Here is a 25916-nt window from a genome sequence, read left to right as displayed (position 1 = left end):
CCGCGCTCCGCCCGGGCTTCGTGGCCTCGGTCGGGGAGATCAACGAGGTCCGGGCCCGCGAGCCCCAGCGCATCGCGCAGCTGCTGGCCGGTCGGAGCCGGCGGCCGGAGGTCTTCGGGGTCGACGGGCGGCTGATGATCCTGGCGTGCGACCACCCCGCGCGGGGTGCCCTGGCCGCCGCCGGTCGACCGACCGCCATGAACGACCGGCGGGACCTGCTGGCACGGCTCGCCACCGCTCTCGCCCGGCCCGGGGTCGACGGACTGCTCGCGACGGCGGACATCGCCGAGGACCTGCTGCTCCTCGGCGCCCTGGAGGACAAGCTCGTGTTCTCCTCCATGAACCGCGGCGGGCTGCAGGGCGCCACGTTCGAGCTGGACGACCGGCGCACCGGCTACGACGTCCAGGGCACCGTCGAGGCCCGCTTCGACGGCGCCAAGATGCTCACCCGCATCGACCTCGACGACCCGGGCACCGTGGCCACCCTCGAGCAGTGCGGCCAGGCCGTCACCGAGCTGAACCGCGCCCGGCTGGTCGCCCTGGTCGAGCCGTTCATGTCCCGGCGCGTCGACGGCAGGGTCGCCAACGACCTCAGCCCGGACGCGGTGATCAAGTCGGTCCACATCGCCCAGGGCCTCGGGGCCACCAGCGCCTACACCTGGCTGAAGCTGCCGGTCGTCGAGGAGATGGAGCGGGTCATGGACGCGACGACCCTGCCCACCCTGCTGCTCGGCGGCGACCCCGACGGCGCGCCGGACGAGACCTACGCGCGCTGGCAGGCGGCGCTGGCCCTGCCGTCGGTCCGCGGTCTGGTGCTCGGCCGGACCATGCTCTACCCGGGCGACGACGACGTGACCAAGGCCGTCGACACCGCCGTCTCGATGGTCCGGTGAGCGGAGTGGGCGACCTGTTCCTGCCCGCCGGCCGTGCGGCCCGGGGCGACTACGACGTCGAGGTCACCCCGGCGTCGGCGTCCTGGGGCTACTCCAGCCTCCGGGTTCTGACGTTGCCGCCGGCCGGCACGCACACGCTGCACACCGGCGACGCCGAGGTGGTCGTGGTGCCGCTGAGCGGCGCGGTGGCCGTCGAGGTGGACGGGGCGCACCTCGAGCTCGACGGCCGGCCCGACGTGTTCGCCGGGCCCACCGACTTCGCCTACCTGCCCGTCGACCAGGTGGCCACCCTGCACTCCGCGGCCGGCGGCCGCTTCGCGCTCTGCGGCGCCCGCACCGACCGGGTGCTGCCCGTGCGGTACGGGCCGGCGGCACAGGTGCCCGTCGAGCTCCGGGGGGCCGGCCAGTCCAGCCGCCAGGTCCGCAACTTCGCCACCCCCGAGGCCCTGGAGGCCGGCGCGATCATCGCGTGCGAGGTGATCACGCCCGGCGGCAACTGGTCGTCCTACCCGGCGCACAAGCACGACGAGGCCACGGCCACCGAGTCCGAGCTGGAGGAGATCTACTACTTCGAGATCGCCTCGGGCCCGCACGGCGAACCCGGGCTGGGCTTCATGCGCACCTCCTCCTCGCCGGGGCACCCGATCGACCTCCTCGAAGAGGTCCACGACCGGGACACGGTGCTGGTACCGCACGGCTGGCACGGTCCCTGCGTCGCCGCCCCCGGCTACGCCATGTACTACCTGAACGTGATGGCTGGTCCCTCGCCGGAACGGGCCTGGCTCATCTCCGACCACCCCGACCAGACCTGGGTGCGCGGCACCTGGGCCGAGCAGGACGTCGACCCCCGACTCACCGCTGCCGAGGAAGGCTGAGCATGTCGCCCGTCGAGACCGTCCCACCCGCGGGGGGACGACCCCCCCGAGCGCCCCCGCGACGACGATCAACCTGACCGTCGCCCAGGCGATGGTGAAGTTCCTCAGCGTCCAGTACTCCGAGTCCGACGGGGTGGAGCAGAAGCTCTTCGCCGGCTGCTTCGGCATCTTCGGCCACGGCAACGTGGCGGGGTTCGGGCAGGCGCTGCTGCAGGCCGAGCTCGAGGAACCCGGCGCCCTGCCCTACGTGCTGGGGCGCAACGAGCAGGCCATGGTGCACAGCGCCGTCGCCTACGCGCGGATGAAGGACCGGCGTCAGACCTGGGTGGTCTCCACCAGCGTCGGCCCCGGCGCGACGAACATGGTCACCGGTGCGGCCCTGGCCACGATCAACCGGCTGCCGGTGCTGCTGGTGCCCGCCGACACCTTCGCCGACCGTGCGGCCTCGCCGCTGCTGCAGGAGCTCGAGCAGCCGTCCGCCGGCGACCTCACCGTCAACGACTGCTTCCGGCCCGTCTCCCGCTACTTCGACCGCGTCTGGCGGCCGGAGCAGCTGCCGGCGGCGCTGCTGAGCGCCGTGCGCGTGCTCACCGACCCGGCCGAGACCGGCGCCGTCACCGTCTGCCTGCCCCAGGACGTGCAGGCCCAGGCCCACGACTGGCCGGTGGAGCTGTTCGAACGCCGGGTCTGGCACATCGCCCGGCCGCTGCCGGAGCGCTCCGTCCTCGCCCGGGCCGCCGACATCATCCGGGACGCGGAGCGGCCGCTGGTCGTCGCCGGCGGCGGGGTGCACTACTCCGGTGCCGTCGACGCCCTCGCCGCCTTCTGCGAGGCGACCGGCATCCCCGTCGGTCAGAGCCAGGCGGGCAAGGGCACCCTCCGCTACGACCACCCCCAGTGCCTGGGCGCGATCGGGTCCACCGGCACGACGGCCGCCAACGCGGTGGCCGCCGAGGCCGACGTGGTGATCGGGATCGGCACCCGCTACTCCGACTTCACCACCGCGAGCCGGACCGTCTTCCGGGACCCGGACGTGCAGTTCGTCAACGTCAACGTCGCCGGGCTGGACGCGGTCAAGCACGCCGGCCTCGGCGTGGTGGCCGACGCCCGCGAGGCGCTGGAGTCCCTGACCGGGCTCCTCGACGGCCACCGCGTCGACGACGCCTACCGGGACCGGTACACCGCGCTGGACGCCGCGTGGGACGCGCAGGTCCAGTCGGTCTACCTGCCGGCCACGCCGAACGCGGGCGCCGACGGGAAGCTCACCCAGGCGGAGGTGATCGGCCTGGTCAACGAGCTGTCCGACCCCCGCGACGTCGTGGTCTGCGCGGCCGGCTCGATGCCCGGCGACCTGCACAAGCTGTGGCGGACGCGCGACCCGAAGGGTTACCACGTCGAGTACGGCTACTCCACGATGGGCTACGAGGTCGCCGGCGGCATCGGCGTCCGGCTGGCCTGCCCGGACCGGGACGTCTTCGTCATGGTCGGCGACGGCTCGTACCTGATGATGGCCACCGAGCTGGCCACCGCGGTCCAGGAGGGGGTCAAGATCATCGCCGTCCTGGTCCAGAACCACGGCTACGCCTCGATCGGCTCGCTCTCGGAGTCACTCGGCTCGCAGCGCTTCGGGACGCGGTACCGCTACCGCAACCCGGCGTCGGGCCGGCTCGACGGCGACGTCCTGCCGGTCGACCTGGCCGCCAACGCCGCCAGCTTCGGACTCGAGGTGATCAGGACCTCGACCGCCGCGGAGCTCGCCGACGCCGTCAAGGCCGCCAAGGCGTCCGCGGGGGCCTGCGTGATCCACGTCGAGACCGACCCGCTGGTCAGCGCCCCGGACTCCGAGGCCTGGTGGGACGTGCCCGTGAGCGCCACCTCGACGCTGGACTCGACGCAGCGGGCGCGGCAGGTCTACGAGCCGCACAAGGCCACCCAGCGGCCGTTCCTCCGTCCCACCCGCTAGCACCCCGAGATCACCTTCAGCGCAGAAGCAGGAGACGCAGTGGCATCGAAGATCACCATCGGCACGGCCCCGGACTCGTGGGGGGTGTGGTTCCCCAGCGACCCGGAGCAGGTGCCGGCCAGCACCTTCCTGCGGGAGGTGGTGGAGGCGGGCTACGAGGCGATCGAGCTGGGCCCGTACGGGTACCTGCCGAGCGACGCGGCCGAGCTCCAGGAAGCCCTGGACGAGCACGGCCTCACCGTCCTGGCGGGCACCGTGTTCTCCCACCTCCACCAGCCCGGCGCGTGGGACTACACCTGGAAGCAGGTGACCGACGTGGCCGCGCTGACCCAGGCTGTCGGTGGCGAGCACATCGTGGTCATCCCCGAGCCGTGGCGGGACCACAAGAGCGGTGCGCCCAAGGAGGACCCCGAGCTCAGCCCCGAGCAGTGGGACCTGTTGACCAGCCAGACCGACGAGCTCGGCCGCCGGGTCCTCGAGGAGTACGGCCTGCACGTCCAGTTCCACTCGCACGCGGACAGCCACGTCGGGTACCAGCCGGAGATCGAGCGCTTCCTCGAGGGCACGGACCCGGCGTACGTGAACCTCTGCCTCGACACCGGCCACGTCGCCTACTACGGCGGCGACTGCCTCGAGCTGATCGGGAGGTACCCCGAGCGGATCGGCTACGTGCACCTCAAGCAGGTCAACCCCGAGATCGTCGCACGCGTGCTGGACAAGGACCTCTCGTTCCCCGAGGCGGTCCGGATGGGCGCCATGATCGAGCCGCCGCTCGGCGTCCCGGCGATGGGCCCCCTGCTCGACGCGCTCGGCGGGCTCGGCCGCGACATCAGCGGGATCATCGAGCACGACCTGTACCCCTGCGCCCCTGACGTGCCCCTGCCGATCGCCAAGCGCACCCGCACCTACCTGAGCTCCTGCAGCGGAGCGCACCTCGAGATGGGAAACCGCTGATGCCCGCGACGAGCACGGACCTCCGCATCGCCGTCCTGGGCGTGGGCATGATGGGCGCCTTCCACGCCGACGCCCTGAGCAGCCGCATCCGCGGCGCGCAGGTCACCGTGGTCAGCGACTTCTTCGCCGACAAGGCGGCCGAGGTGGCCGGGCGGGTGGGTGCCCGCGTGGACAGCGACCCGATCGCGGCGATCCACGCCGACGACGTCGACGCGGTGCTGATCGCGAGCCCGGGCAAGGCCCACGACGAGCAGGTCAACGCCTGTCTCGACCGCGGCATCCCGGTGCTGTGCGAGAAGCCGCTCACCACCGACGTCGAGTCGGCCTACGGGATCGTGCAGAAGGAGGCGGCGCTGGGCCGGCAGCTGATCCAGGTCGGCTTCATGCGCCGCTACGACGCCGAGTACGTGGCCCTGAAGAAGCTGATCACCGACGGGGAGCTCGGCAACCCCCTGCTGGTGCACTGCATCCACCGCAACCCGGACGTGCCGGAGCACTTCAACTCCGAGTTCATGATCCGCGACTCCGTCGTGCACGAGGTCGACGTCGCGCGCTTCCTGCTGGACGAGGAGATCGCGAGCGTCGAGGTGATCGCCGGTGTCGCCACCAGCGCCGCGCCGGCGGGCACCCACGACCCGATGCTCGTGGTCTTCCGCACGGTGTCCGGTCGGGTGGTCACCGACGAGATCTACGTCCGCTCGGGCGTGGCCTATGAGGTGCGGACCGAGGTGGTCGGCGAGCGCGGCAGCGCCCTGATCGGGCTGGACCAGAACCTCGTGGTCAAGCGGACCGACGGCCGCTGGGGTGGCTCGATCGCGCCGGGCTTCGTGGAGCGCTTCGGCGCCGCCTACGACCTCGAGCTGCAGCGCTGGGTGGACGCCGCCCGCCGCGGCACCGTGGACGGGCCGGGCGCCTGGGACGGCTACGCCGCGGTCGCGGTCTGCGAGGCCGGGGTCGAAGCGGTCCGGACCGGCCAGAAGGTCCCGGTCGTCCTGGGCCCCCGTCCCGACGCCGCCGGGTCGGACGCCCCGTCGGCCGACATGGGGACCTCCAGCCAGCCGGGCATCGCCGAGTCCAGCGCCGGGATCACCGCCCCGGACCTGGAGGCCGCCCGATGAAGCTGGCGCTGGACCCGCAGATGTTCTTCGCCACGCACAGCGTGTGGGAGCTGCCCGACGTCGTGGCCGGCCTCGGCTACTCCTGGATGGAGCTCTCGCCGAAGGCGGACTTCATCCCGTTCTTCAAGCACCCCCGCGTCGACGACGCCGGCGTGCGGAAGCTGAAGAAGGTGGCCGCGGACGCCGGCGTGGGCATCGCCTCGCTGCTGCCCGTGCTGCGCTGGTCCGGCCCCGGTGAGGACGAGCGCGTCGCCGCCGTCCGGGCCTGGCGGCGCACCATCGAGATCGCCGTCGACCTCGGGGTGGACACCCTGAACACCGAGTTCAACGGGCGACCGGAGGCCGCCGAGCACGCCGAGGCGCAGTTCTGGAGGTCGATGGACGAGCTGCTGCCGCTGTTCGAGCGCGAGGGGATCGCGCTCGTCCTGGAGCCGCACCCCGACGACTTCGTCGAGGACGGCCTGGACGCGCTCGGCCTGGTGCGGGGGCTCAACCGGGACTGGGTCGGCTTCCTCTACTGCACCCCGCACGCCTTCCACCAGGGCCACGACCCCGCGACGGTCATCGCCGCGGCCGCCGAGAAGCTGCGCCACGTGCACCTGGCCGACGCGTTCGACCACACCGCCTCGCACGGCCTGCGCTACATCACCAACCCGCCGGGCAACGCGGTCCGGGTGCACCAGCACATGGAGATGGGCCGGGGCGAGGTCGACTTCGACGCCGTCTTCGCCGCCCTGGCCGCCGTCGGGTTCGACGGCGTGCTCTCCAGCTGCGTCTTCGGGTTCGAGGAGGACGCCCGGGGGGTGTCCGAGCGACAGCGGGACAGGACCGTCGCGCTGGTCGAGAAGCACTTCGGGGACGGCGCGGGCACCGCGCTGCTCCCCACCGCCAACTGAGACCGACGAAGGGCTAGGACATGGCAACCACGCTCCACCACTGGATGAACGGCGCGACCTTCGAGGGCAGCGGGGGCCGTTTCTCCGACGTGACCGACCCCGCGACCGGTGAGGTGAGCGCGCAGCTGGCCCTGGCCGCTCCCGAGGACGTCGACGCCGTGGTCGGCGCGGCGGCCGCCGCCTTCCCCGGTTGGCGGGACACCTCGCTGGCCCGCCGCACGCAGGTCCTGTTCGCGTTCCGCGAGCTGCTCAACGCCCGCAAGGGCGAGCTCGCCGCCATCATCACGTCCGAGCACGGCAAGGTGCTGTCCGACGCCCTCGGCGAGGTCAGCCGCGGTCAGGAGGTGGTGGAGTTCGCCTGCGGCATGCCGCACCTGGTCAAGGGCGCCTTCACCGAGAACGCCTCCACGAAGGTGGACGTGCACTCGGTCCGCCAGCCGCTGGGCGTGGTGGGGATCATCTCCCCGTTCAACTTCCCGGCCATGGTGCCGATGTGGTTCTTCCCGATCGCCATCGCGGCGGGCAACACCGTGGTGCTGAAGCCGAGCGAGAAGGTGCCGACGGCGTCGCTGTGGATGGCCCAGCTGTGGAAGGAGGCCGGCCTGCCGGACGGCGTCTTCAACGTGCTCAACGGCGACAAGGTGGCCGTCGACGGGCTGCTGACCCACCCCGACGTCGCCTCGATCTCGTTTGTGGGCTCGACGCCCATCGCGCGGTACGTCTACGAGACGGGCACCAGCCACGGCAAGCGCGTGCAGGCCCTCGGCGGGGCGAAGAACCACATGCTGGTGCTCCCGGACGCCGACCTCGACCTGGCGGCCGACCAGGCGGTCAACGCGGGCTACGGGTCGGCGGGGGAGCGCTGCATGGCGATCTCGGCCGTGCTGGCCGTGGGCACGGTCGCCGACGAGCTGGTGGCCAAGATCAAGGAGCGCACGGTCGGGCTGCGGACCGGGGACGGTCGCCGTGGCTGCGACATGGGTCCGCTGGTCACCGCTGCGGCCCGCGACCGCGTGAGCGGTTACGTCGACGCGGGCGAGGCCGAGGGGGCGACCCTGGTGGTGGACGGGCGGACGGTGCAGCCGGACAGCGACGGTGCCGGCTTCTTCGTCGGGCCGACGCTGTTCGACCACGTCACCCCCGACATGAGCATCTACACCGACGAGATCTTCGGGCCGGTGCTGTCGGTGGTCCGGGTGGACAGCTACGCCGAGGGGGTGGCGCTGATCAACGCCAACCCCTACGGCAACGGCACGGCGATCTTCACCAACGACGGCGGGGCGGCCCGCCAGTTCCAGAACGAGGTCAACGTGGGCATGATCGGGATCAACGTGCCCGTCCCGGTGCCGATGGCCTACTACTCCTTCGGGGGCTGGAAGAACAGCCTGTTCGGTGACAGCCACGCCCACGGGGTGGAGGGCGTGCACTTCTTCACCCGCGGCAAGGTGATCACGTCGCGCTGGCTCGACCCCAGCCACGGCGGCCTCAACCTGGGCTTCCCCCAGAACGACTGACGGGCCGGTCCTCAGGCGTCGGCGCGCTCGTCGGCCTGGATCCTGGCCAGGACGGCCTCATCCGCCGGCCCGTCGACGACGACGCTCGAGCCGCCGGCCACGAGCGGTCGCAGGACCGCGGCCAGCGCCGTCGGCCAGGGAGCGGTCGGACGGACCAGCCGCCGACCGGCCGGGCCGGCGTCCACCGCGACGAGCTCGGCCTGGCTCAGCCGGCGCTCGGGGTCGGACCAGGCCGCCGAGGGGCCCGGCTGGGCGACGGCGGCGTACACGTCGGACTGCCCCCGGACCTCGAGCGCGTAGTCGAGCACGGGGGCGGGCAGGGCCGCGCCGAAGGGCAGACCCAGCGGGTGCAGCGAGCAGGCGACCACGTCGACCGCGGAGCCGGCGTGCTCCTCCCAGGCCGGGCCGGTGACCACCAGGGCGGCGCCGTCCGCGTCGCCGGCGGCGACCTCCGCCCCCACCTGCCAGCAGGCGAGCTGCCACACCGCGGTCACCCAGTGGCCGGGCGCCTCGCCGGCCAGCACCAGGTGGACGACGTCGCCCGCCGCGACGCCCAGCTCGTCCAGCAGGTGGCTGGTCTTGTCGACCCAGTTGAGCAGGGTGACGGCCGAGAGCTCGGTCCGGGCCCCCGTCGCCGGCTGGTACCAGGTGAGCAGGGGGTCGGCGCCGGCCGTCCGCGCTCGTCGCCGCAGCAGGCCGCTGACCGTCTCGCTCATCGGAGGATCCTAGCGACGGCGGCGCAGATCACAGGGCGTTGTGGTCGTCGTGACCCCGGACCGCCGCCGGCGCTCGCTAGGGTTCGGCCCATGCGTCACGTCCTGATCATGGCCGGCGGCTCCGGCAAGCGGCTCTGGCCGCTGTCCCGCCAGGACATGCCCAAGCAGCTGCTCAAGGTGCTCGGCGGCAAGAGCCTGCTCCGCATCGCCTTCGAACGGCTGGACGGGGTGGTGCCTCCCGAGCAGGTGCTGGTCTGCACCGGCGCCGACTACGCCCACGTCGTCGCCGCGGAGCTGCCCGAGGTGCTCGCGGAGAACATCCTGGGCGAGCCCGAGGGCCGCGACTCCCTGAACGCCGTCGCCTGGCCGGCCGCGGTGCTCGCGGCGCGGGACCCCGAGGCGGTCGTCGCCGTGGTGACGGCCGACCAGATCATGCACCCGGTCGAGAGCTTCCGGGCGGCGCTGGAGGAGGGCTTCGCGGTGGCCGAGGAGGACCCGCTGGCCCTGGTCACGTTCGGCGTCGTGCCGACCTCGCCGCACACCGGCTACGGCTACCTGCGGCACACCGACGCCCTGCCGGGTCGCCCGGAGGTGCGGGACGTCGCCGAGTTCAAGGAGAAGCCGGACCTGGCCACGGCCGAGGCCTACCTGGCCTCGGGCAGCTACTGGTGGAACGCCGGGATGTTCGTCTGGCGGGCGTCCACCCTGCTGGAGCAGCTGGCGCTGCTGCACCCCGACACCCACGCCCAGGTCGTCGCGCTCGCCGCCGAGCCCGACCGGCTGGCGGAGATCTACCCGCGGCTGCTCAAGATCAGCGTCGACTACGCCGTCATGGAGCCGGCGAGCCAGGGACGCGGGTCCGGGCACGTGGTCGCCGTCCGGCTGCCCATCACCTGGCACGACGTCGGCGGCTTCGCGTCGTTGTCGGAGCAGCTGCCCCGCGACGCGCACGGCAACGCCACCCAGGGGGTCAGCGTGCTGGTGGACGCCCGCGACAACGTGGTGATCAACCACGCCGAGGACGGCCGGCTGGTCGCCGTCGTCGGGCTGAGCGACACCGTCATCGTGCAGACGCCGCAGATCACCCTGGTCTGCCCGGTCGACCAGGCCGAGCGCATCAAGGAGCTGGTTGCCGAAGTGACGGGCCGCTTGGGGCGCGAGTACGCGTGATCGCCTGACCCCGCTGCAACTCTGACCTCGCTCCGCCCGGTCGCGGATCTCGCTCGGGCCCGCTGACTTCCTCCCTCCCGGGCAGGACTAAGAGCGTGTCCTGCCCGTCCGGTCGTCTCGACAGGCGTGAGATCCGGGTGCATGGTCCGGCGGGCCGCGGGCTCGGCGAGCGAGGAGCAGCCGACCTCAAGCTCCGTTGGGCTCCGGGGAGTTCGTGACCGGGAACTGGGTCATGAAGTCGGCGATGGCCGCGCCGCTGACCTGGCCGCAGGCCTGCCGGACGCCCTGCTGCTTGGTGGTGTCGGCCGGGTTGGCCCCGTCGGCCGTCCAGCGGGTCATGACGACCTCCTTGCCCTCGGGGAAGGGGCCGCCGTCGGCCTCGGACCAGGGGGCGGCGATGAACTTGTCCGCCGGGTCGTAGTCGTCGCTGCCGAAGGTCTTGGCGATGTCGCTGAGGGCGTCGACCTGGTCCTGCGGGGCCTCCGCGCGGTACCAGACGACGGTGTAGCCGTGCTCGAGGTTGTGCACGAGCGTCTCAACCGCGGGCCGGTCGGCGGTGGTGTAGAAGTGCTTCGTGAACGGGGCCGGCGTCGCGTAGTGCGAGCCGGAGTCCGGCGGGAACCGGTCGTAGGTGACCTGGGTGCCGTCGGCCACGTGCTCCTGGTTGCCGGTCGCCGGGTTGGTGGCCACCGGGTCGCAGCCGGCGGCCGCGGCCGCGGGGCCGAAGTCGGTGATGGTGGCGTTGCGGGCCCGGTAGTCGTCGACGAACAGGTAGATGGGGTAGGCCAGCAGGGCCAGGGCCAGCACGCCGCAGATCGCGAACAGGCCGATGCTGCGGCGGCGCTGCTCGGCCTTGCGGGCCACCTCGAACGAGGCCAGCCGGTCGCGACGGCTGGCGCCGGGCGCGGGCGTGGGGGACTTGGCCACCGGTTCTCCTCCAGGGCCCACCGGTGCGCGGGGGCGTGGTGGGGTCGACGGTTCACGAGCGGCAGGACGGGTGCCCCGCGCGCTGGACGGCCGAGTCTAACCGCTGGACCTGGGTGGGGGCCCGCTCGCGAGCGCGCCGACCGGCACCGTCCCGGCGCCTCTCAGCGGAGGTCGGCGGCCAGCAGGGCGCGGACCAGCGCGACCGCCTGGGCGCCCAGGGGCTCCCCGTCCGGCGCGGTCCCGGCCAGCACCGCCGCCGTCCGGTCGGGCTCGTTCAGGGCCAGCACCTGCTCGTAGCGCGCGGCCTGCCCGGTGGCCGTCAGGGCGGCCAGCAGCACCGCCTCGCGCGCGCCGTGGGAGAACATGTCCAGCTCCGGGTCGCGCACCAGAGCGCGGGCGGTGCCGTCCGGGCCGCCCGCCGGCTCGACGAGGTGGCCGAGCCCGCGGACCACCGCGACCGGCCGGCCGGCCAGCTTGCCCTTGACCAGGTCGGCGGCCCCGGCCACCTCGTCGGCCACGGCCATGGCGGTCACCTTGAGGTCGTTGCCGTAGTCGTCCTGCCGGCCGGCGTAGCGCAGCAGCACGCGCAGTCCTGCCGCCCCGATCGCCTGGTCGGTCTGGCCCTCGCGCCAGGCCCGGCCGGCGGTGTCGGAGACGACGACGGCCAGCGCCAGGCCGGTCCGTGCCGTCAGGGCGGCCAGCAGGGCGGCGGCCTCGGCGTCCGGGTCGGCCGGCAGCACCAGCACCGTGCCGGCGGCCACGTTGGAGGCGTCGACGCCGGCGGCGGCCAGGGTGAGGCCGTGCCGGGTGCGGACGATCCGGGTCGGGCCCCGGCGGGCGACGGTGCGCACGGTCTGCTCGTCGACAGCGGCCTCCCGGTCGGAGCCGGGCCGGGTGAGCCCTGCCGCCTTGCTCAGCACCTTGGAGGTGAGGACGACGACGTCGCCGTCGAGGAGGGGGCCGTGCTCGTCGGCGGCGACCGTGCGCAGCACCAGGTCCGCCAGGTCGGTGCCGGCGGCGACCTCACCGGCGCCGTCCGGCGCGAAGACGGTGATCACGCCGCGGGCGCCGATCCCGTCGGCAGCCGGTCCAGCGCGTGCCGCACGAAGGCGGCCGTGGCGTCGGCGTCGGCCATCACCAGGTCGGTGGTGGTCACGGCCAGCCCGCCGCCGGTGACCTCGGCCGCCGAGCCGGCGTCGCGGTCGTCCATCACCCACAGGTCCAGCACCCCGCCGGCGTCCCGCGACCCGTAGTGCAGCCCGACGGCGGCGGCCTCGACGGCCACCCCGATGGCCGGCAGCAGCCGGTGGGCCATCCCGAGCACCGGCGCCCCGCCGAGGATGCCGGCGAACCCGACCACGGGGGCGGGGGTGGCCCGCAGCGCCGCCCGCAGGCCCGGGACGGCGAGGATCGGGCCGATGGAGACGACGGGGTTGCTCGGCGCGACCAGCACCAGGTCGGCCGCCGCCAGCGCCGCCAGCACCGCTGCGGTCGGGCGGGCCGCCTCGATGCCGACGCGGACCACCTCGAGCGCCTCGGGCACGGCGTGCAGCCGCACCCAGTACTCCTGGAAGTGCACGGCCCGGCGGCCGGCGGGGGAGTCCGGGTCGGGGATGACGACGTGGGTCTCCACGCGGTCGTCGCTCATCGGCAGCAGCCGGAGGCCGGGGTCGTCGGCCAGCCAGCGGGCGCAGAGCGCCTGGGTGACCTCGGTGAGCGGGTAGCCGGCCTCGAGCATCTGGGTGCGGACCAGGTGGGTGCCGAGGTCCAGGTCGCCGAGGGAGAACCAGCTCGGCTCCAGCCCGTAGGCGGAGAGCTCGCCGAGCACCCGCCAGCTCTCGTCGAGCCGGCCCCAGCCGCGCGCGTCGTCGCCGCCACCGCCGAGGGTGTACATCATCGTGTCGAGATCGGGGCAGACCCGCAGCCCGTGCAGGGTGATGTCGTCCGCGGTGTTGCCCACCACGGTGATCGTGGCCTCCGGGTGAGCCCGGCGGACCCCCTGCACGAACTTCGACCCACCCACGCCACCAGCCAGCACCACGATCTGCACCGACCCAGTCTCCCAGAGCGGCCGGCCCCCGCCGGACGGGCGGCCGCGGCCGGGCCCAACGGCCCGGGAGCGCCGCACTACTGTGACCGGCATGGAACGGGTGCAGCGGTGGCGCGAGCCCGCGGTCGTCGTGCTGTTGCTGGTGCTGCTCGTGCGGCTGCTGCTCGTCGCGGCGTTCGCCGTCGCCACGCTGCGGCTCGGGGTGAACGCCGCCCCCGACGCGGCCTACCTGGCCAGCCGCCAGCTCGCGGACCCGACGCCCTACGTCGTGCTCGCCGGGCTGGTGCTGGCCTGCCACCTCCGGCCGGTCACCGCGCACGCCCGCACGCTGGCCCGGGCCGGTCTCGGGGTGGCCGGGGTGGGCCTGCTGCTCGTGCTGGTCCTGGCCGTCTACGGCTACACCACCTACGCGGCGCCCTTCAGCCAGCTCGACCTGGCCGACCGGCTGGCGGCGGCCGTCGTCCCGCTGCTCTCGGTGCTGCTGCTCGGGCTGCTGGCCACCCGGCCCCGGCCGGCCGGTCAGCCGGCCCTCACCGCCGGGTCGGAGCCGTCCGAGGGGCGGTCCGAGGAGGACGGGACGGCCGCGACGCCAGCTCCCGACCCGGCCCTGGCGCCCACCTGGTCCCCGGACGTGGCCTCCGGCGCCGCCTGGACCACGGCCGGCGACGCCGCGTCCGGCCGACCGGCGACGGGCTGGGGGACCCCGACGGGGACCGGCTGGGAGGTGCCGCCCGCCCTCGGGGCCCCGGCCCCCGACGCCGAACCCGCTGACCAGGGCGATCCTGCACCGGCCCCCGGGGAGGCCCATCCCTGGGGCCGGCCCGCCCCGTAGCACGTCGGAGGGCCCCGGTACAGCCGGTCCCTCTACCTCATCCGCACTTGACGAACCGGTATTGACAGGCATGTAATTCCACCAGTGTCATTCACCGTACTGGCCCGGCTCGCCCCTCTGGTCCCCCGACCGGAGACGACGCCGGTGGGGGCTGCCAGGGTGGGTGGGTGGCCGCGCCGACGCCCTCACGGCCCGCGAAGTCGTGGTGGTCGGGTGCACACACAGATGCGGGGTCGAGGAGACACAGATGACAGAACTGGCACAGCTCATGCCGGAGCTGGTGGACGACGTTGACGACGAGGGCGTCCTCGGCTGGCAGGAGCGCGCACTGTGCGCCCAGACGGACCCCGAGGCGTTCTTCCCGGAGAAGGGCGGCTCCACCCGGGAGGCCAAGAAGGTCTGCCTCTCCTGCGACGTGCGCGGCGAGTGCCTGGAGTACGCGCTGCAGAACGACGAGCGCTTCGGCATCTGGGGTGGCCTGAGCGAGCGCGAGCGCCGCAAGCTGAAGAAGCGCGCCGTCTGAGGCGGGGCGTCTGACGCCGGTCGCCCGGAGTCGTCGTCCGTGGTGACGCACGGCTCCATCGCCTAGGGTGGGGGCCGCCCGACCGGGCGCCCCGGCCCGTCGCTCCTCCTGCGGAAGCGCGCTGACCAGGGGTAACACTGCGACGAGGACCAGAGGCAGCGCTCAGCGGATGGACAGCACGACTGGCAGCGGACCTCGGACGGACCGGCGGCGGAACGGTGACGAGGATGCCTTCGCCGCCCTGCGCTCCGGCCCCTTCGGCGCCTCGGCCGACGACTCGGACCCCTGGTCCTGGGCTGCCGAGGAACCGCTCCCCGCGGCCACGCGGGACGTGTCCTCGGCCCACGTCACCGCTGTCCTGGTCGCCTTCGACGCGGCCCGGTGGCTCGGTGCCACCCTCGACGGCCTGGAGGCCCTGACCCGACGGCCCGAGCGGCTGATCGCCGTCGACAACGGCAGCGACGACGCCACCCGCACCCTGCTGGAGCGGGCCCGGGACGCTGGCCTGCTGCACGCGGTCTACGCCGGCCGGCGGGGGAGCGGGTTCGGCGACGCCGTCCGCTCGGCCCTCGAGCAGGACCGCGCCGCCGTGCTCCAGGACAGCGGGACGCGGCTGCTCCGCCCCGGCACCGGCCACGAGAGCCGCTGGCTCTGGCTGCTGCACGACGACGCCATCCCCGCCCCCGATGCGCTGCAGCAGCTGCTGGCCCACGTGCTGGGCGAGCGGATCGACATCACCGGGCCGAAGCTCCTGCTGCCCCGGCGGCGGCAGGCCGGCCAGCAGATCAGCGAGGTCGGCGTCAGCATCTCGGGCACCGGACGGCGCGAGCTGGGCGTGGACGTCGGGGAGATCGACCAGGGCCAGCGCGACGAGCCGGTGGAACGGTTGGGCGTCTCGACCTGCGGGCTGCTCATCCGGACGGCGGTCTGGAACGACCTCGACGGCCTGGACCCGGCCCTGCCCGTGTTCCGCGACGGCGTCGAGCTGGGCTGGCGCGCCCACCTCAACGGCTACCGCGTCGTCACCACCCCCCAGGCCGAGATGACCCACCGGCAGGTGGGCCGGGCCGGGCTGCGGCCGCGTGGCGTCGCCGGTCGGCGCCCGGGCCGGCTCGACCGGCTGCTGGGGATGGTCGTCGTCGCCGGGCACGCGCCCGCCCGCTCGCTGCCGCTGGTCTGGCTCCGGCTGGTCTGGAGCTGCCTCGTGCACGCCGTCGGCTACCTCGTCGGCAAGGTCCCCGGCCGCGCGCTGGACGAGGTGCTGGCGCTGGCCTCCTTCGTCGCCCACCCCGGCCGCATCCACGCCCTGCGCAAGCGGACGGCCACCATCGAGCCCGCGCCGGGCACCGCGGAGGTCGTCCAGGCACTCCGGCCGCCCTGGTGGAGCAGCCTGCGGGTCGCGGCCGAGGCCGTGAACGGTGCGCTCTCCGACCGCTACCGCTCGGTCGCCGGTGACGTCGAGGGCACCAGCCTCGACGAGCTCACCGGGGACGACTTCGCCACCGTCGCCGAGGACCGCTCCCGCAACCCCTGGCTGAGCCCGGTGGTGCTCACCCTGCTGCTGACCGTCGTCGGCAGCCTCGTCGCCGCGCGGGGCGTTCTCGGCACGGGGTCGCTGGCCGGGCCCGCCCTGCTGCCCGCGCAGCAGACCCTCGGCGCGCTGTGGGCCTCGGTGTGGGACCCGGTCCCCGGCGCCCCCGGCCAGTCGAGCCCGCCGTGGCTGGCGCTGGCCGCCGTGGCCTCGACCGTGCTGGCGGGACGCCCCGAGTGGTTCACCACGCTGATGGTCGGCGCGGTCGTCCCGCTGGCGCTGCTCGTGGCCTACCCGGTGGTCCGGCGGGTGGTGGCCGACCGCCGGCTGCGGCTCTGGGTCGCGCTGACCTACGCGCTGCTGCCCGCCCTGCTGGGCGGCACCAACCAGGGCCGGCTCTCGCTGAGCGTCGTCGCCCTCACGCTGCCGCTGCTGGCCGCCGCCGCGCGGGCGCTGGTGCTGCGCCGGGTCCGCACCCCCGAGGCGTGGCGCGGCGCCTGGGGCGCGGGCGTCGCGCTGGTGGTCCTCGTCGCGTTCGAGCCGTCGCTGATGGTCTTCGCCCTGGTCGCGGGCGCCGCCGGGGCCATCGCCCTGCGCCGCACCCCGCGCAAGATCGGCCGGATCGGCATCGCGCTCGGCCTGCCGCTGGTCGTGCTGCTGCCGTGGTGGCCGAGCCTGATCCTGGAGCCGGGCCGGCTCCTCGTCGGACCCGACGCCGCCCTGCAGGGCGCTCCCGCCGCCCCCGAGGTGTGGCAGCTGGCGCTGGGCCGCGACGTCGGGCCCGGGCTGCCCCCGCTGTGGCTCGGCGCCGTCGTCTTCGGCGTGATCTGGGCGCTCGCGCTCGGTGGCCTGCTCCGCCGCTCGGAGCGCAGGCTCGTCGTCGTCTGCTGGTTCGCGGCCCTGCTGGCGCTGGCCCTGGCCGTCGTGCTCTCCCGGCTGGTCGTGCCGGTGCCCCCGCTCGGCGCCGAGGTCCGGCCGTGGGTCGGCCCGCACCTGCTGGTCGCCTTCGGCGCCCTCGCCCTGGGCGGCGCCGCGGGGGTGGACGGCCTCTCGCGTGACGTCGGCCGGCGCAGCTTCTCGTGGCTGCAGCCGGCGGCCGTGCTGGGCGGCGTCGCCGTGGCCCTGGTCACGGTCGGCGGCGCGGCCTGGTGGATCTGGGCCGGACTGGCCGGACCCGTCGACCGGGTCGGCCTGGAGGCGCTGCCGCCGTACGTCCGCAACGCCATGGTGGGCGACACCCGGGCCCGCGTGCTGGCCGTCGACCTCGCGGGCGACGACGCCCGCTTCGCGGTGCTGGCCGACCGTCAGCTGCGCCTCGGCGACGCCGACCGCGGCGGCACGTTCGGCGGGTCGAGCGCCGCGCAGCAGCAGGCGCAGGACCTCGTCGTCCGCCTCGTGGCCGGCACGGCCGACTCCGACATCGCGCCGCAGCTGGCCGACCTGGGGATCGGCTACGTCTGGGTGCGGGGCGCGACCGAGGAGGAGGGGGCCCGGATCGACAACACTCCCGGCCTCGGCGCGGCCAGCGGCGACGACGGCGCCGTCGTGTGGCGGCTGGAGCCCCCGGTGAGCCGCACCACGGTCGTCGACGGGACCGCTCGGACCCCGGTCGCCGGCGCCCCGCTGGTGCTGCCGCCCGGGGCCGAGGGCCGTCAGCTGCTGCTCGGCGAGGCCGCCGACCGCCGGTGGGAGGCCAGCCTGGACGGGCGGCCGCTGACCCCGGTCGTGGCCGGCTGGCAGCAGGGGTTCGTCCTGCCGGCCGCCGGGGGCCAGCTCACCTGGTCGCTGCCCTCGGTGTCCCACTGGTTCCTGTTCGCCCAGGGACTGCTGCTCGTCGTGGCCGGCGTGCTGGCCGCGCCCGCGATCCGACGTCCCGAGGTGCGCGACCCGGCCAAGTCGGCCCGGCGTGCCGCCACCCTGGCGGAGGTCAGCTGATGTCGGACTACACCGGGTCGCGGCTGCGCGACCGGCCCTCCCTGCGCCGGGCTGTGATCTGCCTCGTCGTACTGCTCGGGCTTGCCCTGGTGGTCGGCGGTGGCACGCTGCTGGACGCGCGCAGCGCGAAGCCCGCCGCGGCACCGACCGCCGCCGTCGGGCGGACCAGCTCCGTCTGCACGGTCGGCTCCGCCGACGCCCTGCCCACCCCCTCCCCGGCGCCCGGCGACACCGCCAGCCCGTCCCCGGAGCCGGGCAGCACCCCGTCCGACCCCGCGTCCACCCCCTCGGACCCCACGTCCACCCCGTCCCCCAGCACCTCCGCCGACGAGGACGCGCCCACCAGCACCGTCTCGGCCGTCACCGTGCGCCGCGGCGCGACGCCCGGCCCGGGCACGCTGACCGGCGCCCCGCTCGCCGGCGGCAGCGGCGACCTCGAGGTCACCGCCGCCGGCACCGGCGCTCAGCAGGCCCGCGTCCGCACCCCGCTGCTGCTGACCGGGGAGGGTGCGCTGGCCACCGCCGGCAGCGGCGCGGTCACCAGCCTGACCGGGGAGGGGGAGAGCTCCGGCCTGATGGCGGCGCCCTGCCTGCTGCCGGGCACCGAGCAGTGGTTCGTCGGCGTCGGGTCCTCCGACAGCGACCGCACCGAGCTCGTGCTCAGCAACCCCGACGACGCCTCCGCCGAGGTCGACCTGCGCTTCTACGGCCCGCAGGGCCGGGTCGTCGTGCCGGGCAGCCCGGGCGTGGTGGTCGCCGGCCGGTCCTCCCGCGCCCTGTCGGTCTCCAGCCTCGTCGACGACGACGGCCCGCTCAGCGTGGCCGTCCGGGCCAGCGAGGGCCGCGTCAGCGTCGCCGCCCGGCGGATCCGCACCGACGACCTCAAGCCCGCCGGCGCCGACTGGCAGATCCCCTCGGTGACGCCCGGCCCCGCCGTCGTGGTGGCCGGCGTGCCGGGTGACGCGGGCCCGCGCTCGCTGGAGGTCGTCAACCCCGGGCCCGACCGGGCCTCGGTCTCGGTCGAGGTGCTGGGGCTCAGCGGCCCCCTCGCGCCGGCCGGGGCGGACGTCGTCGAGGTCGCGGCGGAGAGCACGGCCAGCGTGCCGCTGGAGTCGGGGCTGGCGGGGGAGTCGGCCAGCGTCCGGCTCAGCAGCACCACCCCCGTCAGCGCGGCGGTCGTCTCCACCAGCCGCCGGCCCGACGCGCAACCCGACCTCGCCGTCCAGTCGGCCCTGCCACCGCTCGTCCGGCAGGGCGTCAGCGCGGTCGCCACCACGACGGACTCCGCGGCCAGCGAGCTGGTGCTCAGCAACGGCGGCGACACCGACGCCGCGACCACCTTCTCGGTGGTCAGCTACACCGGCGTCGTGCTCCGCGAGGACGAGATCCTGCTCGCCGCCGGCAGCACGGCCACCCGCCGGCTCACCTCACCCGGGCCCAGCTACGTCGTGGTCGACGTGCCCGACGGCTCGGCCGTGGTCGGCTCGGTGACCCTCACCCAGCCCGACGGTGACGTCGCGGGTCTCGCCACCCTGCCGCTGGTCTCGCCCGACGTCGCCAGCCGGGCGCCCTCGGTCGAGCAGGACCCGGCCGTCGCCCGCTGAGGTCCTGGCCCGGAGGCGGGCCGGACCTGCCGAGGTCTGAGCTCCCCGGGGGCCCTTCGACAGGCTCAGTGCACGGGGTGCGGCTCAGTCGTCGTCCTCGTCGCTGAGCCCGTCGGGGTCGAGCTCGTCGACGCTGCGGCCGGTCAGGGCGGCCAGCTGCTCGACGACGGTGCGGTGCACCAGGAGCTGCAGTCCGCGCCGGCTGCTCGCCCGGTGCTCGAGCGGGCGCCGGTAGACCACCAGCTGGGCCGCCCGGTCGGGGGTCGCCTCGACGGCCAGGGCGAGCGGCACGTGCGGTCCGGACCAGGACGGCTCGAGGGTCGGCACGTCCTCGATGCCGAAGGCGACGTCGGCGACGGCGTCGGGACTGGCCCGCGCCACCCGCTCGACGGCGGCGTGGACGGCCTCGTGGAAGGCCTCGGCGGGCGTCGCGGGCCGGGGCGGGTTGGCCCGGCGGCCGGCCAGCGGGTTCGGGGCGGCGAGGGGCCCCCGGAGGCCTCGGCCGTGACGGTCCCGGCGGCGGTTCGACATGGCCCTCACTCTAGGTCCGCAGCGCGGCGCGGGAGCTCCGGACGGGCGCGGCGGGGACGCGCGTGCCCACCCCGCGGCGCGTCCTCGGCCGCGCGGCGGTTGCTCAGGGCGCGGCGAGGAACGGCCGTGGAGTGGCGCGCGGCCCCCGGCCTCCGGGGTCTCGCCGACGGCCGCCCCGAGGACGCGGGCACGCGAGCCTCCCGCCGCCCCGGACCGGGGGCGGTAACGTCGCGGAGGTGAGGTCACGAAGGTGTTCGCGGTCGGGGTGCTCGGAGCCGGCGACCTCCACCCTGACCTACGTCTACAGCGACTCGACGGCCGTGCTGGGCCCGCTGGCCACCCAGCGCGAGCCGCACTGCTACGACCTGTGCCGCCCGCACGCGTCGGCGCTGTCCGCCCCCCGCGGCTGGGAGGTCATCCGGCTCGCCGCCGACCCGGACCCCCGGCCCAGCAGCGACGACCTGCTGGCCCTGGCCGACGCCGTCCGCGAGGTGGGGCTGTCCTACGACCCGCTGCCGGCGGGCGAGGAGCCCGTCCGGGCCCGGCCGGGCATCGTCGAGCTGCGCCGCCGCGGGCACCTCACGGTGCTCGCCGACCCCGACGCCTGAGGCGCCACCCGCGGAGAGGGGGCGGCGAGCGCGAGCCGCGGGAATCAGTAGAGTGCCGCTCGATGATCACCCAGGAAATCTTCAAGGCGAACGACATCCGCGGCATCACCGAGGGACCGGACCCCCAGTGGGACGAGGCGGGGGCGTTCGCCATCGGTGTGGCACTGGTCGACGTGCTCGGGCTGCCTCCCGGCGCCCAGCTGGTCCTCGGCCGGGACATGCGCGTCAGCGGTGAGCGGATGTCGGCCGCCTTCACCGACGGCGTGCTGAGCCGGGGCGTCGACGTCCTCGACATCGGCCTGGCCAGCACCGACGAGCTGTGGTTCGCCTCGGGCCGGCTGGACCGGCCGGGCGCGATGTTCACGGCCAGCCACAACCCGGCCGCCTACAACGGCATCAAGTTCTGCCTCCCCGGCGCCCGGCCGATCGACCCGGCGCAGCTGGTCGAGATCGCCGAGCGCGCCCAGGGGACCCCGCCCGGGCCGGCCGCGGCGCGGGGCACCCGGACGGAGCAGGACCTGCTGCCGGCCTACGCCGAGCACCTGCTCTCGCTGGTCGACCTCAGCGGCATCCGCCGGCTCACCGTGGTCGCCGACGCCGGCAACGGGATGGCCGGCCACACCCTGCCCGCCGTGCTGGGCACGCTGGACCTGGAGCTCATCGGCCTCTACACCGATCCCGACGGCACCTTCCCCAACCACCAGCCGAACCCGCTGGAGCCGGAGAACCTCGTCGACGCCCAGAACGCGGTGCGCGAGCACGGCGCCGACCTCGCCCTCGTCTTCGACGGCGACGCCGACCGCTGCTTCGTCATCGACGAGCGCGGCGAGGTGGTCACGCCCTCGACGGTGACGGCGATGATCGCGCGGGCCGAGCTGCAGCGCGAGCCCGGCAGCACCGTCGTCTGCAACAAGATCACCTCGTGGTCGGTGCCCGAGATCGTGCAGGAGCTGGGCGGGGAGATCGTCATCACCCGCGTCGGCCACACCTTCGTCAAGGCCGCGATGGCCGAGCACGACGCGATCTTCGGCGGCGAGCACTCCGCGCACTACTACTTCCGCGACTTCTGGGGGGCCGACACCGGCATGCTCGCCGCCCTCCACGTGCTGGCCCTGCTCGGCCACGGGGACGAGCCGCTGTCGTCGCTCAGCGCCGCGTACACCCGCTACGTGCCCTCGGGCGAGCTGAACTCCACCGTCACCGACGCCCCCGCCGCGATCGCGCGCGTCGAGGAGGCCTTCACCGGCCGGGGCCAGGCCGACCACGTCGACGGCCTGACCGTCGCCGGGGACGACTGGTGGGTCAACGTGCGCCCCAGCAACACCGAGCCGCTGCTCCGGCTGAACGTGGAGGCGCGCACGGGGGCCATGATGGAGTCGCTGCGCGACGAGGTCCTCGGGCTCATCCGGCGCTGACCGGCGCCGCGCCACCGAGCACGCGCAGCACCGAGCACCCGTCACCGGGCCCACCGCACGACCGAAGGAGAACGATGGCTGTCGAGCTGGCTCCCGAGCTGCTGGAGATCCTGGCCTGCCCCAACTGCCACGGCGCCCTCGCCGTGGACCACGAGCGCGAGGAGCTGGTCTGCCTGGCGGCCGACTGCGGCCTGGCCTACCCCGTCCGTCAGGGCATCCCCGTGCTGCTGATCGACGAGGCCCGTCGACCCGACGCGGGCTGACCGCCGTGTTCGAGGACGCCCTGCTGGAGGACCGCTCCGCGCTGGACGCGGCCGACCCGGTGCTGCGCCGGCTCGCCGAGGCCGGCGCCCGGGTGCGCCGCGAGGCCGCCGACGCCGAGCGCCCGCTCGCCACCCTGACCAGCGACGTCCGGCCGCGGGCCGTCATCGCCGCGGGGTCGGAGGCCCGGCTGGTCCGGGCGGTGCTGGAGCCGGTCTGCCCGGTGCCGTTCGTGGCCTGGCCGGCCTACGGCCTGCCCGGCTGGGTGGGCGCGCTCGACCTCGTCGTGGTGATGGCCAGCGGCGGCGCCGAGACCGGCCTGGTCGCCGGGGTCCACGAGGCCGTCCGGCGCGGCTGCCAGCTGCTCATCGCCTGCCCCGAGTCCTCCCTGGTCGCCGAGCACGCGGCCTCCCGCTTCACCGTGCTGCTGCCCACGTCGGCCGCCGACCCGCTCTCGGCCGCCGTGGTCACGCTCGCCGGCCTGCACCGGCTGGGCCTGGGTCCCGCCGTCGACCCCGACGCCGTCGCCGACGCGCTGGACCAGGTGGCCGCCGACTGCTCGCCCTTCCTGGACGTGTCCGAGAACCCGGCCAAGGACCTGGCCGTCAGCCTGGCCGAGGCCCAGCCCCTGGTCTGGGGCGGCACCGTGCTCGCGGCCCGGGCGGGCCGCCGGGTCGCCGAGGCGCTGCGGGCGGCCAGCGGCCGGGCCGCGCTGGCCGCGCACGCCGACGAGCTGCTGCCGATCCTGGAGTCGCAGGTGCCGCGCGACCCGTTCGCCGACCCGTTCGAGGACGCCGCCGACGCCGACCGCCGGCCCGCCCTCGTGCTGCTCGACGACGGCAGCCAGGAGAGCCTGGTGCGCCGGGACCTCAACCGGCTCCGGGCCGCGGCCGAGCACCAGGACATCCGTGTCTGCACCGTCAGCCAGCACCACGGCTCGGACGTCGAGCGCTACGCCCGGCTGATCCAGACGGGCATGTTCGCCTCGGTCTACCTGGCCGTCGGGCTCGGCCGCTACGTCGAGGTCTGAGCTCACCCTGCGACAGCACCCCCGCCGGGTCTGAGAGGATCCGTGCGTGAGCACCGAGGGTGGGACCAAGGCTGTCGTCGCGGCGCTGGCCGCGAACCTGGCGATCGCCGTGACCAAGTTCGGCGCGTGGCTGCTGACCGGCGCCTCGTCGATGCTGGCCGAGGCCATCCACTCGCTGGCCGACTCCGGCAACCAGGTGCTGCTGCTGGTCGGCGGGAAGCGCTCCCAGCGGTCCGCGACGGCGGAGCACCCCTTCGGCTACGGCCGCGAGCGGTACATCTTCGCGTTCCTGGTCTCCATCGTGCTGTTCAGCATCGGTGGTGTCTTCGCGCTCTACGAGGCCTACCACAAGTACGAGGAGGTGCACGCCGGCGAGGGCGGCGACCTCGTCGACAGCCGCTGGTGGTGGGTCCCGCTGGCCGTCCTCGGCGCCGCGATCATCGCCGAGTCGCTCTCGTTCCGGACCGCGGTCCGCGAGGCGAACAAGGCCCGCGGGCAGCAGAGCCTGGGCCGGTTCATCAAGTCGGCCAAGGCCCCGGAGCTGCCGGTGATCCTGCTGGAGGACTTCGCCGCCCTGCTCGGGCTGGCGTTCGCCCTCTTCGGGGTCGGGCTCACCCTCATCACCCGCAACGGCATGTTCGACGTCGTCGGCACCGCGGCGATCGGTGTGCTGCTGGTCGCCGTGGCCATCACGCTGGCGTACGAGACCAAGAGCCTGCTGCTCGGAGAGTCGGCCAGCCCGGACGCGGTGGGCCGGATCGAGGGCGCCATCGCCGGCACGCCGGGCGTCGAGCGCCTCATCCACATGAAGACCCTGCACATGGGCCCCGAGGAGATCCTCGTCGCCGCGAAGATCGCCGTCCCGGCCGCGGGGACGGCCGCCGAGATCGCGGACGTGATCGACGCGGCCGAGCGGGCCATCCGGCAGGCCGAGCCCATGGTCACCTCGCTCTACCTCGAGCCCGACGTCTTCCGCGCCGACTACACCCCCGACCCGCGCCCCGACCGGCCCGGCGCTCCCGCCCACTGAGCCGGTCCGGCCGTCCGGCCGCGGTGCGCCGCTGTCGGTGGCAGCCCCTAGGCTGGTCGTCATGGACTACCGCGTCGCAGATCTGACCCTGGCCGAGTACGGCCGCCTCGAGATCAAGCTCGCCGAGCACGAGATGCCGGGGCTGATGGCCATGCGCGAGCAGTTCGGCGAGTCGAAGCCCCTGGCCGGCGCCCGGATCGCCGGGTCGATCCACATGACCACCCAGACGGCGGTGCTGATCGAGACGCTGGTGGAGCTGGGGGCCGAGGTGCGCTGGGCCAGCTGCAACATCTTCTCCACCCAGGACCAGGCCGCGGCGGCCGTCGTCGTGGGTGACGGCACCCCCGACGCCCCGGCCGGCTCGCCGGTGTTCGCCTGGAAGGGCGAGTCGCTGGAGGAGTACTGGGACCAGACGCTGGAGATCCTGCGCTGGCCCGACGGCAAGCTCGCCAACATGATCCTCGACGACGGCGGAGACGCCACCCTGCTCGTGCACCGCGCGGTCGAGGCGCTCAAGACCGGCGAGGTGCCCGAGGCCGAGGACGACGACCCGGAGGAGCTGCACGTCATCATCGCGCTGATCAAGCGCAGCCTCGCCGAAGGGGTCGACTGGCTCGCCATCGGCAGCGCCATCCAGGGCGTCACCGAGGAGACCACCACCGGGGTGCACCGGCTGTACGAGATGTTCCGCGGCGACCAGCTGCTGTTCCCGGCCATCAACGTCAACGACTCGGTGACCAAGTCCAAGTTCGACAACAAGTACGGCACCCGGCACTCCCTGGTCGACGGGCTGAACCGGGCCACGGACGTGCTGATCGGCGGCAAGACGGTCGTCGTCTGCGGCTACGGCGACGTCGGCAAGGGCTGTGCCGAGGCGCTGCGCGGCCAGGGCGCCCGGGTGATCGTCACCGAGGTCGACCCGATCTGCGCGCTGCAGGCGGCGATGGACGGCTTCCAGGTCCTCACCCTGGAGGAGGCCCTGCCGAGCATCGACATCTTCGTCACCGCCACGGGCTGCCTCGGCGTCATCACCGCCGACCAGATGAGCCGGATGAAGAACCAGGCGATCGTGGCCAACATCGGCCACTTCGACAACGAGATCGACATGGCCGGGCTGGCCAAGCGGTCCGACACCACCCGCGTGCGGATCAAGCCGCAGGTCGACCAGTGGGTCTTCGACGCCGGGACCGAGGACGAGCGCTCCGTCATCGTGCTCAGCGAGGGCCGGCTGATGAACCTCGGCAACGCCACGGGGCACCCCAGCTTCGTCATGAGCAACTCCTTCACCAACCAGGTGCTGGCCCAGATCGAGCTGTACACCAAGCCCGACGAGTACCCGATCGGGGTCTACGTGCTGCCCAAGCACCTGGACGAGGCCGTCGCCCGGCTGCACCTCGACGCCCTCGGGGTGAAGCTCACCGAGCTGACCGAGAAGCAGGCCGACTACCTGGGCGTGCCGCTGACGGGGCCCTTCAAGTCCGACCAGTACCGCTACTGAGGCAGGCTCGCAGGTCCGGACGGGGCCGGACGTCGTCGTCCG

Annotated in this window: 23 protein-coding genes; 18 read left to right on the top strand and 5 right to left on the bottom strand. The window is 74.4% G+C overall.

From position 1 onward, the window contains the following. The first annotated feature begins 20 nt into the window (after window positions 1-20). The 7 genes from BLT72_RS16510 to BLT72_RS16480 all read left to right on the top strand — a co-directional run bounded on the left by BLT72_RS16510 (window position 21) and on the right by BLT72_RS16480 (window position 8213). Window positions 21-893: a Cgl0159 family (beta/alpha)8-fold protein gene (locus BLT72_RS16510; RefSeq protein ID WP_425349250.1), complete on the top strand. Its 873-nt coding sequence runs from the start codon at window positions 21-23 to the stop codon at window positions 891-893. Then, window positions 890-1768, top strand: coding sequence for a 5-deoxy-glucuronate isomerase (gene iolB, locus BLT72_RS16505; protein WP_091414161.1), 879 nt, complete (start codon window positions 890-892; stop codon window positions 1766-1768). Before BLT72_RS16510 ends, iolB begins: the two co-directional genes overlap by 4 nt. Before the next feature lie 67 nt (window positions 1769-1835). Beyond that, window positions 1836-3731: a 3D-(3,5/4)-trihydroxycyclohexane-1,2-dione acylhydrolase (decyclizing) gene (gene iolD / locus BLT72_RS16500; protein WP_197677410.1), complete on the top strand. Its 1896-nt coding sequence runs from the start codon at window positions 1836-1838 to the stop codon at window positions 3729-3731. Between the two features lie 39 nt (window positions 3732-3770). After that, complete coding sequence (locus tag BLT72_RS16495; RefSeq protein ID WP_091414157.1) at window positions 3771-4685, top strand: TIM barrel protein; 915 nt, start codon at window positions 3771-3773, stop codon at window positions 4683-4685. Next, window positions 4685-5803 (top strand): Gfo/Idh/MocA family protein, encoded by a 1119-nt coding sequence (locus BLT72_RS16490; protein ID WP_091414155.1) that lies wholly within the window; start codon window positions 4685-4687, stop codon window positions 5801-5803. The genes BLT72_RS16495 and BLT72_RS16490 overlap by 1 nt, the downstream gene beginning before the upstream one ends. Next, a complete protein-coding gene (locus BLT72_RS16485; protein WP_091414153.1) occupies window positions 5800-6699 on the top strand; it encodes a sugar phosphate isomerase/epimerase family protein in 900 nt (299 codons plus the stop codon). The genes BLT72_RS16490 and BLT72_RS16485 overlap by 4 nt, the downstream gene beginning before the upstream one ends. 20 nt (window positions 6700-6719) lie before the next feature. Next, window positions 6720-8213, top strand: coding sequence for a CoA-acylating methylmalonate-semialdehyde dehydrogenase (locus tag BLT72_RS16480; RefSeq protein WP_091414151.1), 1494 nt, complete (start codon window positions 6720-6722; stop codon window positions 8211-8213). 11 nt (window positions 8214-8224) lie between these two features. Here BLT72_RS16480 and BLT72_RS16475 read toward each other — a convergent pair whose 3' ends face one another. Next, window positions 8225-8929, bottom strand: coding sequence for a TIGR03089 family protein (locus tag BLT72_RS16475; protein WP_091414149.1), 705 nt, complete (start codon window positions 8927-8929; stop codon window positions 8225-8227). 90 nt (window positions 8930-9019) lie between these two features. On the opposite strand from BLT72_RS16475, the gene BLT72_RS16470 reads away from it, so the two are divergent. Further along, entirely contained in the window at window positions 9020-10099 is a 1080-nt protein-coding gene (locus tag BLT72_RS16470; RefSeq protein WP_091414147.1) for a mannose-1-phosphate guanylyltransferase, read from the top strand. Window positions 10100-10285: 186 nt separating this feature from the next. Here the strand turns inward: BLT72_RS16470 and BLT72_RS16465 are convergent, their stop codons facing one another. The 3 genes from BLT72_RS16465 to cofD form a co-directional block, all read right to left on the bottom strand. Next, window positions 10286-11026, bottom strand: coding sequence for a DUF3105 domain-containing protein (locus BLT72_RS16465; RefSeq protein WP_157720543.1), 741 nt, complete (start codon window positions 11024-11026; stop codon window positions 10286-10288). Window positions 11027-11187: 161 nt separating this feature from the next. Then, entirely contained in the window at window positions 11188-12084 is an 897-nt protein-coding gene (gene cofE / locus BLT72_RS16460) for a coenzyme F420-0:L-glutamate ligase (RefSeq protein WP_172826095.1), read from the bottom strand. Beyond that, a complete protein-coding gene (cofD, locus tag BLT72_RS16455; RefSeq protein WP_091414143.1) occupies window positions 12081-13076 on the bottom strand; it encodes a 2-phospho-L-lactate transferase in 996 nt (331 codons plus the stop codon). The genes cofE and cofD overlap by 4 nt, the downstream gene beginning before the upstream one ends. 91 nt (window positions 13077-13167) lie before the next feature. Here cofD and BLT72_RS16450 point away from each other — a divergent pair, with 91 nt between their 5' ends. From BLT72_RS16450 to BLT72_RS16435, 4 genes are all read left to right on the top strand, one after another. Beyond that, window positions 13168-13908 (top strand): hypothetical protein, encoded by a 741-nt coding sequence (locus BLT72_RS16450; RefSeq protein ID WP_157720542.1) that lies wholly within the window; start codon window positions 13168-13170, stop codon window positions 13906-13908. 268 nt (window positions 13909-14176) lie between these two features. Next, window positions 14177-14431, top strand: coding sequence for a WhiB family transcriptional regulator (locus BLT72_RS16445; protein ID WP_172826253.1), 255 nt, complete (start codon window positions 14177-14179; stop codon window positions 14429-14431). A 169-nt stretch (window positions 14432-14600) separates the two neighbouring features. Beyond that, window positions 14601-17897, top strand: coding sequence for a glycosyltransferase (locus BLT72_RS16440; protein ID WP_091414139.1), 3297 nt, complete (start codon window positions 14601-14603; stop codon window positions 17895-17897). Further along, window positions 17897-19501 (top strand): DUF5719 family protein, encoded by a 1605-nt coding sequence (locus tag BLT72_RS16435; protein ID WP_091414137.1) that lies wholly within the window; start codon window positions 17897-17899, stop codon window positions 19499-19501. The genes BLT72_RS16440 and BLT72_RS16435 overlap by 1 nt, the downstream gene beginning before the upstream one ends. Window positions 19502-19585: 84 nt before the next feature. Here the strand turns inward: BLT72_RS16435 and BLT72_RS16430 are convergent, their stop codons facing one another. Beyond that, window positions 19586-20032 carry a metallopeptidase family protein gene (locus BLT72_RS16430; RefSeq protein ID WP_091414135.1) on the bottom strand — a complete coding sequence of 149 codons (447 nt, stop codon included), beginning with the start codon at window positions 20030-20032 and terminating at the stop codon, window positions 19586-19588. A gap of 236 nt (window positions 20033-20268) precedes the next feature. On the opposite strand from BLT72_RS16430, the gene BLT72_RS16425 reads away from it, so the two are divergent. The 6 genes from BLT72_RS16425 to ahcY all read left to right on the top strand — a co-directional run bounded on the left by BLT72_RS16425 (window position 20269) and on the right by ahcY (window position 25874). After that, window positions 20269-20640, top strand: a complete 372-nt coding sequence (locus BLT72_RS16425) for a DUF3499 domain-containing protein (RefSeq protein ID WP_091414133.1) — start codon at window positions 20269-20271, stop codon at window positions 20638-20640. 62 nt (window positions 20641-20702) lie between these two features. Continuing rightward, window positions 20703-22055: a phosphohexomutase domain-containing protein gene (locus BLT72_RS16420; protein WP_091414131.1), complete on the top strand. Its 1353-nt coding sequence runs from the start codon at window positions 20703-20705 to the stop codon at window positions 22053-22055. A gap of 74 nt (window positions 22056-22129) precedes the next feature. Further along, complete coding sequence (locus BLT72_RS16415) at window positions 22130-22318, top strand: Trm112 family protein (protein ID WP_091414129.1); 189 nt, start codon at window positions 22130-22132, stop codon at window positions 22316-22318. Window positions 22319-22323: 5 nt separating this feature from the next. Further along, on the top strand, window positions 22324-23346 hold the full coding sequence (locus BLT72_RS16410) for an SIS domain-containing protein (RefSeq protein ID WP_091414127.1): 1023 nt from the start codon (window positions 22324-22326) through the stop codon (window positions 23344-23346). Between the two features lie 46 nt (window positions 23347-23392). Then, window positions 23393-24376: a cation diffusion facilitator family transporter gene (locus tag BLT72_RS16405; RefSeq protein WP_091414126.1), complete on the top strand. Its 984-nt coding sequence runs from the start codon at window positions 23393-23395 to the stop codon at window positions 24374-24376. Window positions 24377-24437: 61 nt separating this feature from the next. Beyond that, the gene (gene ahcY / locus BLT72_RS16400) at window positions 24438-25874 is read left to right on the top strand and encodes an adenosylhomocysteinase (RefSeq protein WP_091414124.1); all 1437 of its coding nucleotides are present in this window, start codon (window positions 24438-24440) and stop codon (window positions 25872-25874) included. The last annotated feature ends 42 nt before the right edge of the window (window positions 25875-25916 follow it).

This window comes from Friedmanniella luteola (assembly GCF_900105065.1).
GTDB classification, from domain to species: domain Bacteria; phylum Actinomycetota; class Actinomycetes; order Propionibacteriales; family Propionibacteriaceae; genus Microlunatus; species Microlunatus luteolus.
The sequence above is the reverse complement of the archived record's forward strand: the minus strand, read 5'-3'. Positions and strand labels throughout refer to the sequence as shown.

What these genes read in the sequence shown, in the direction of transcription:
- BLT72_RS16490 (WP_091414155.1), top strand. Translation starts at nt 4,685, where the DNA reads ATGCCCGCGACGAGCACGGACCTCCGCATCGCCGTCCTGGGCGTGGGC.
- BLT72_RS16485 (WP_091414153.1), top strand. Translation starts at nt 5,800, where the DNA reads ATGAAGCTGGCGCTGGACCCGCAGATGTTCTTCGCCACGCACAGCGTG.
- BLT72_RS16480 (WP_091414151.1), top strand. Translation starts at nt 6,720, where the DNA reads ATGGCAACCACGCTCCACCACTGGATGAACGGCGCGACCTTCGAGGGC.
- BLT72_RS16475 (WP_091414149.1), bottom strand. Translation starts at nt 8,929, where the DNA reads ATGAGCGAGACGGTCAGCGGCCTGCTGCGGCGACGAGCGCGGACGGCC.
- BLT72_RS16470 (WP_091414147.1), top strand. Translation starts at nt 9,020, where the DNA reads ATGCGTCACGTCCTGATCATGGCCGGCGGCTCCGGCAAGCGGCTCTGG.
- BLT72_RS16450 (WP_157720542.1), top strand. Translation starts at nt 13,168, where the DNA reads ATGGAACGGGTGCAGCGGTGGCGCGAGCCCGCGGTCGTCGTGCTGTTG.
- BLT72_RS16445 (WP_172826253.1), top strand. Translation starts at nt 14,177, where the DNA reads ATGCCGGAGCTGGTGGACGACGTTGACGACGAGGGCGTCCTCGGCTGG.
- BLT72_RS16440 (WP_091414139.1), top strand. Translation starts at nt 14,601, where the DNA reads ATGGACAGCACGACTGGCAGCGGACCTCGGACGGACCGGCGGCGGAAC.
- BLT72_RS16435 (WP_091414137.1), top strand. Translation starts at nt 17,897, where the DNA reads ATGTCGGACTACACCGGGTCGCGGCTGCGCGACCGGCCCTCCCTGCGC.
- BLT72_RS16430 (WP_091414135.1), bottom strand. Translation starts at nt 20,032, where the DNA reads ATGTCGAACCGCCGCCGGGACCGTCACGGCCGAGGCCTCCGGGGGCCC.
- BLT72_RS16420 (WP_091414131.1), top strand. Translation starts at nt 20,703, where the DNA reads ATGATCACCCAGGAAATCTTCAAGGCGAACGACATCCGCGGCATCACC.
- BLT72_RS16415 (WP_091414129.1), top strand. Translation starts at nt 22,130, where the DNA reads ATGGCTGTCGAGCTGGCTCCCGAGCTGCTGGAGATCCTGGCCTGCCCC.
- ahcY (WP_091414124.1), top strand. Translation starts at nt 24,438, where the DNA reads ATGGACTACCGCGTCGCAGATCTGACCCTGGCCGAGTACGGCCGCCTC.